Origin of the sequence: Actinomadura sp. NPDC048032 (assembly GCF_040653175.1) — a bacterium.
In the GTDB taxonomy this organism is placed as follows: Bacteria; Actinomycetota; Actinomycetes; order Streptosporangiales; family Streptosporangiaceae; genus Spirillospora; species Spirillospora verrucosospora.
In genome coordinates, this window is record NZ_JBEZJP010000465.1 from 1 (window position 1) to 6,065 (window position 6,065).

6 protein-coding genes and 1 pseudogene are annotated in these 6,065 nt (G+C 74.2%); 3 read left to right on the plus strand and 4 right to left on the minus strand.

Going from position 1 to position 6,065, the window contains the following annotated elements; genetic code table 11:
* On the minus strand, positions 1-486 hold a 486-nt coding region (locus AB0C69_RS36415), incomplete at its 3' end, for an ABC transporter ATP-binding protein (protein WP_360360050.1).
* Positions 487-564: 78 nt separating this feature from the next.
* Here AB0C69_RS36415 and AB0C69_RS36420 point away from each other — a divergent pair.
* On the plus strand, positions 565-1,281 hold the full coding sequence (locus AB0C69_RS36420) for an FCD domain-containing protein (protein ID WP_360360053.1): 717 nt from the start codon (positions 565-567) through the stop codon (positions 1,279-1,281).
* Positions 1,282-1,298: 17 nt separating this feature from the next.
* Positions 1,299-2,000, plus strand: a complete 702-nt coding sequence (locus tag AB0C69_RS36425; protein ID WP_360360056.1) for a cache domain-containing protein — start codon at positions 1,299-1,301, stop codon at positions 1,998-2,000.
* A 25-nt stretch (positions 2,001-2,025) separates the two neighbouring features.
* Here the strand turns inward: AB0C69_RS36425 and AB0C69_RS36430 are convergent, their stop codons facing one another.
* The 3 genes from AB0C69_RS36430 to AB0C69_RS36440 form a co-directional block, all read right to left on the minus strand.
* On the minus strand, positions 2,026-2,313 hold the full coding sequence (locus AB0C69_RS36430; protein ID WP_185023441.1) for an Lrp/AsnC ligand binding domain-containing protein: 288 nt from the start codon (positions 2,311-2,313) through the stop codon (positions 2,026-2,028).
* Positions 2,314-2,411: 98 nt separating this feature from the next.
* Complete coding sequence (locus AB0C69_RS36435; protein WP_360360059.1) at positions 2,412-3,161, minus strand: rhomboid family intramembrane serine protease; 750 nt, start codon at positions 3,159-3,161, stop codon at positions 2,412-2,414.
* 34 nt (positions 3,162-3,195) lie between these two features.
* Positions 3,196-5,031 (minus strand): DEDD exonuclease domain-containing protein, encoded by a 1,836-nt coding sequence (locus AB0C69_RS36440; protein ID WP_360360062.1) that lies wholly within the window; start codon positions 5,029-5,031, stop codon positions 3,196-3,198.
* A 291-nt stretch (positions 5,032-5,322) separates the two neighbouring features.
* On the opposite strand from AB0C69_RS36440, the pseudogene AB0C69_RS36445 reads away from it, so the two are divergent.
* Positions 5,323-6,065 (plus strand): annotated as a pseudogene (locus AB0C69_RS36445) (RNA-binding protein); the annotation flags it as partial.

Genomic DNA, 6,065 nt, shown 5'->3' on the forward strand with positions numbered 1-6,065 from the left:
CGGCTCGTCCAGCAGCAGCACCTTCGGCTCGTTCACCAGCGCCCGGGCGAGCGCGACCCGCTGGCGCTGGCCGCCCGACAGCTCGGCGGGGCGGCGCGCCCGCATCCCGTCGAGCCGGACGCTGCGCAGCGCCTCCAGCGCCCGCTCCCGGCGCTCGGACTTCGGCACCCGCCGCACCTTCAGGCCGTACTCGACGTTGCGGAGCACGTCCAGGTGCGGGAAGAGCGCGTAGTCCTGGAAGACGGTGTTGACGTCACGGTCGAACGGCGCGAGCGCCGTCACGTCCCTGCCGCCGAGTTCGATCGTTCCAGCGGTCGGCCGCTCGAAGCCCGCGATGAGCCGCAGCACGGTCGTCTTCCCCGACCCGGACGGGCCGAGCATCGAGAAGAACTCGCCGTCCCTGATGTCGAGGTCGACGCCCGCCACCGCCTCGACGGGGCCGAAGGCCTTGCGCAGATCGCGGATCCTCACCGCTGAAACCGGCATGACCGAAAACATATGGAGTCAGAGGTTTAAGTTCAAGTGATGTTCCGGTATCACTGTGTCGACACCGGGAGGGGGCCCATGGACAGCGCGCACCTCGTCGTGTTCGCTCCCGTCGACAACACCGCGCGGGTGCACGCGGTCGTGCGGCGCCTGGGCGACGCGATCGCGCTCGGCCTCCTCGCGGATGGCGAGCAGCTGCCCAGCGAGACTGACCTGTCGGCATATCTCGGTGTTTCGACGGTCACCCTACGCGAAGCGCTGATGGCCTTGCGTCAGCAGGGGCTGATCGAGACCCGCCGGGGCCGCGGCGGCGGCAGCTTCGTCAGGGCTCCTGCCAGGGCTTTCGACCTCGACGAGCGGCTGCGTTCGCTCAGCGCGGAAGAGCTCCGCGACCTCGGCGACCACTACGCCGCCATCGCCGGGGCCGCCGCCCGGCTCGCCGCCGGGCGGTCGCTGCCCGGCGACGTCCGGCGGCTGCGGCGGTCGCTGGAGGAGATGGCCGCGACGGAGTCCGGCACCGGGACGTGCCGGCTGGACGGCCGGTTCCACCTGGAGGTCGCCGCCGCCTCCCAGTCCGGCCGGCTCACCCGGGAGGAGATCCGGCTCCAGGCCGAGCTCGGGCCGCTGGTGTGGGCCGTGCACGATCTTCCCGAACGGCGCGGGCCCGTCGCCGCCGAGCATGCCCGGCTCGTCCGGGCGATCGAGGCGTCCGACGGCGCCGAGGCACGCGATGTAGCTGAAAGTCACGTCTCGAATGCGGTAGAACGTCTGATTGAACGACGGCTCGCACTCTGAGACCCCGAGGGGGACCCATGCCCGCCGAGCCACCGGCCGTCGGCGCGGCGGCGGCACACGTCCGCGCGACCCTGGACGGCGTGTTCACCACCGTGGCCCAGGTGCGCGACGCGGCCGCGCGGCGCCTGGAGGACGTCCGCCGCGCCGGGCGCTCCCCTGCCCGCGACGACCTCGCCGCGCTGCGCCCGCTGCTGTTCTCCCATCTCGGCCCGCTCGTCTGCGGCCTCGGGTTCATCGCCGCGCCGGGCCTGCTCGCCGACGCCGCCTGGTACATGGAGTGGTGGCAGACCGGCCCGGCCGGGCGGCCGTCCCAGCTGCTGCGCGACCTGAACCCCGAGAGCAGCGTCCTGTACGACTACACCGACTGGGAGTGGTTCACGGGGCCGCAGAGCGGGGCGGAGAAGACCGTCTGCGGCCCCTACGTCGACTACCTGTGCAGCGACGAGTACGTCCTGACCCTGTCGGCGCCGGTGCGCGTGGACGGGAGGTTCGCCGGCGTCGCGGCCGCCGACGTGTTCGCCCGGACGTTCGAGAACGAGATCGTGCCGGCGCTGCGGGAGATCCCCGCGCCCGCGTTCGTCGTCAACGCCCCCGGCCGCGTGATGGCCTCCAACACCGCCAGCTGGCCCCCGGGGGCCGTGTACCGCGAGCTGCCCGGCTACGCCGCCCGCTCATGCGGGGGCGGCATCGACCGTGTCGCCCTCGTCGTCGGCGCCTAGCCCCGCCCGGGCGCGGTCCCCGGCCTCAGTCCGCGTCGGGGAGGCCGAGGGAGAAGGCCTGCTCCAGGTCGTGCTGGGAGTAGGTGCGGAACGCGATGTGGGTCTCGGTCCCGACGATGCCGGGGACCTTGTTGACGCGGCCCGGGATCACGTCGTTGAGCTCCTCGTGGCGGCGCACCCGGACCATCACCATGAGGTCGTGGTCGCCGGTGATGGAGTACACCTCGCTGACGCCGTCCAGCGCCGCGATCGTCTCGGCCACCTCGTGGATGCGCGCGACGTCGGCCTTGACGAACACGATCGCAGTGACCACTGCACCCCTCCCCACAGAAACGGACCCTCCGACCCTACCGGGGCCCTGCGCCGCGAGTGCGGGGGGACGCCCCAGGAGCGGGGGCGGTCGCGGGCGGGTCAGCCGCGGCTCAACGCGGCCAGGCGGTGGGCCGGGCCGGCGCGGCGCGCCAGGAGGGCGAACACCACGCCCGCCACGAAACCGTAGATGTGCGCGGTGTACGCGACGTTGCTCTTCTGGTCGCCCAGGGACAGCCACTGCAGGACGAACCAGTAGCCGAGCACCACCCACACCGGCAGGCGGATGAAGATGACCGGCGGCACCCAGCTGACGACGCGGCCCCGCGGATTGAGGATCACGTAGGCGCCCATCACCCCGGCGATCGCGCCGGACGCGCCGATGAGCGGGACGGTGGAGTCGGGCGAGGTCCACGCGAACCCGTAGACGGCGACGAGCCCGAACACCAGGTAGGCGAGCAGGTAGCGCCATCGGCCGAGCCGGTCTTCCACGCCCATGCCGACGACGAACAGGAAGACCAGGTTGCCGAGCAGGTGCATGGCGCTGGAGTGCAGGAACATCGAGGTGAACGCCGCGGTCCAGGGCGCCTTGCGGAAGCTCGACGGCCCGCAGTCGTGCACGACCTCGGTCGGCAGCGGCTGCTGGTCGCCGGTGGTCAGCTCCTTCGGCACGGCTCCGTACTCGTAGGTGAAGTGCGTCGCCTTGCACTCGCGGACCGAGCCCTTGCCGTACCAGGCGGCGAAGTTCGACATCGGGGTGATGAGGAAGACCACCACGTTGACGGCGATCAGCAGGTACGTCACCCAGGGGACGCGCCGCGCAGGCTGACTGTCGTAGAGAGGCAGTGCCATGCGGGGTCGTCCTCCGGTTGCCGGGTGTACACGGTCACCTTAGTGGTCGGCCGGGCCCGCGACGGGCACCGTCGGGCCGCTCGTGGCTCCGGTCGTAGGCCTTGTCGATCCACTCGCGCAGCCCCTCGGCGCCGTGCAGCGGGCACGTCCACGGGCCGTCGACCTCGACCAGGCGGACGCCGGGCAGATCGAGCCAGCGCAGGACGCACTCCATCTCCTCGGCGGTCGCGCCCTGCGAGGCGGGCGCGCCGAGCGCGACGCCGCCGGGCGCCTCTCCGGAGGGCGGGAACACCGTCTCGGCCGTCGCGATGAGCGCGTCGACGTAGGGCCGGGGCCGGGCGTTCGGCGGGACGGTCCCGGCGGCGGCGAGCCGGCCGTAGCGCACGACCGACAGCTCCCATCCGCCGTCGAAGGCGGGACGGGCGGCCACCAGCTGGGGCAGCCGGGCCAGCGCCGCCAGCCGCTGCCCGCGCGCGGCGGCCCGGACGAACGCCGCGAGCCGGTCGCGCTGGGCGGCGGCCTCCTCGTAGCGCAGCTCGGAGGCCAGCCGGTCGATGCGGACCTGCGCGGCGGCGACGACGGGCCGCACGTCGCCCTCCATGATGGAGCGGGCCGTCCCGGTGTGGACGGCGTAGGCGTCGGCGGACTCGCGGCCGTCGCAGGGCGCGCCGCAGCGGCCCAGCTCGGCGAGGGCGCACGAACGCGCCTTGCCGCTCTCCACCAGCCGGAGGGTCAGACGCTGGGTGCACTGCCGCAGCGGAACCGCCTCGTGCAGCGCGGCGCGGGCCTCCTCGGCCTGCCGCCGCGAGGAGATCGGCCCGAGGTAGCGGGCGCCGTCGGCCCGGCACTCCCGCACGATGGACAGCCGGGGGAACGGCTCCACGGTCAGCTTCAGCCAGATCGCCCGCTCGGGGAACTTGGAGCGGCGGTTGTAGCGCGGCTTGTGCTCGGCGATCAGCCGCAGCTCGCGGACCTCGGCCTCCAGCCCCGTGGCGCACACGATGGTGCGGACGTTCTCGGCGAGGCCGACCATCTCCCGGACGCGCCGGCGCGTCTCCGAGCCGGTGAAGTAGCTGCGCACGCGGGAGCGCAGGTCGCCGCTCTTGCCCACGTAGAGCACCTCGCCGGCGTGGTCCTCGAAGAGGTAGACGCCGGGGGTGGAGGGGACGCCGTCGGCGAGGTGCCGCTTGCGGCGCTGCTCGGGGGTGGGCGCCTTCGCGAAGCCGCGCATCTCCTCCAGCGAGGTGACGCCGAACGAGCCGAGCCGCTCGATGAGGCCGTGCAGCACCTCCACGGTGGCGCGGGCGTCGGCGAGGGCCCGGTGCGTCGGCTCGTTGGACGTCCGGAAGAAGCGGGCCAGCGTGGCGAGCTTGCAGTTGGGCACCTCGTCGCGGGACAGCACGCGCCGCGCCAGGTCGACGGTGTCGACGACGGCGAACGCGGGCCAGGCGTAGCCGTTCGCGGCGCACGCGGCCTTGAGGAAGCCGATGTCGAACGAGGCGTTGTGCGCGACGAGGACGCAGCCGCGCGCGAACTCCAGGAACGCCGGCAGCACCGACTCGATCCGCGGCGCGGCCGTCACCATCGCCGTGGTGATGCCGGTGAGCGCGGTGATGAACGGCGGGACGGGGCCGCCCGGGTCGACGAGCGTGCCGAGCTCGCCGAGCTCCTGACCGCCGCGCACCTTCACCGCGCCGATCTCGGTGATGGCCGAGTCGGCCGCCGAGCCGCCGGTGGTCTCCAGGTCGACCACCACGAAGGTGACGTCGCTGAGGGGGGTGCCGAGGTCGTCCAGGGTGCCCTGGACGCCGTGCCCCCGGGCCCCGTGCCCCTGGGCTCCGCGCCCTTGGACACCGTGCGCAGCCGTCATGAGCGCGACCGTAGAGGACCCCACCGACAGAACTTCGTGCCGCTAGGGTTGGGGGGCGCCGGGACGTCCCGCCGGGCGGGGGCCGCGAGGACGGGCGGGAGGCATCCCGCCGAGGGCCGGGCGCGATCCGTCCGATCGCACGTTCGCCCTGGTTAGGGCGTACCGCGCTCGGGAACACACAGCCCACCGGCGGCGCAGCCCGGAAGGAGCGGGATCATCGACAGCGGTCCCGAAGCGACCCCCGGCGACGGGGAGCCCGCGGAGAAGGCGTCCCGCCCGCTGCCCGAGGCGGTGCGGCAGGGCGTGGTGGAGGCCGCCGCCGACCTGATCGGGTCACTGCCCTCCGACGAGATCCCCGTGCCGCTGCGCCGGTTCGCGCGGTTCGAGCGCCGCAAGCGCGCCAGGCTCGCGGGCCAGCACATCGCGGCGGTGCTGGAGAAGGACGGGGAGTTCCGGAGCCGGGTCGCCGCGCCGCTCCGGGAGGCGCAGGCCGACCTGGTGGAGGCGGTCGAGGGCGGGAACGTGCCGCCCGCGGCCGACCCGGTGCGCGTCGCCGTGCTGGCGTACCTGCTGCGCCCGGCGGGCTGGACAGAGCTGGTGGAGTCCGCGCGCGAGGAGCTGGCGCGTTCGGCGAGCGCGTCGGAGGAGCAGGAGGCCGAGCGCCGCGTCGCCGCGCTGAAGGCGGAGCTCGCCGCGACCCGCGACGCCCGCGGCGCCGAGCTGGCCAAGCTGCGCGCCGAGCTGCGCGAGACCAAGGCCGAGGTCGCCGAGCTGCGCCGCAAGCTGCACGACGCGCGCACCCGGTTCCGGGCCGCGGAGGAGCGCGCCCACGCGGTCGCGGAGGAGGCCGACCGCGAGCTCGCCGCCGCGCGCGAGTCGACCGCCGCGTCGGACAAGGAGCTGCGCAGGCTGCGCGCCCGGGCCGCGCGGGCGGAGGAGGCGGCCGAGACCGCCAAGCGGGCCGCGCGGGAGGGGCGCAACGTCGACGACGTGCGGCTGCGGATGCTGCTGGACGCGCTGGTGGACGCCGCGCA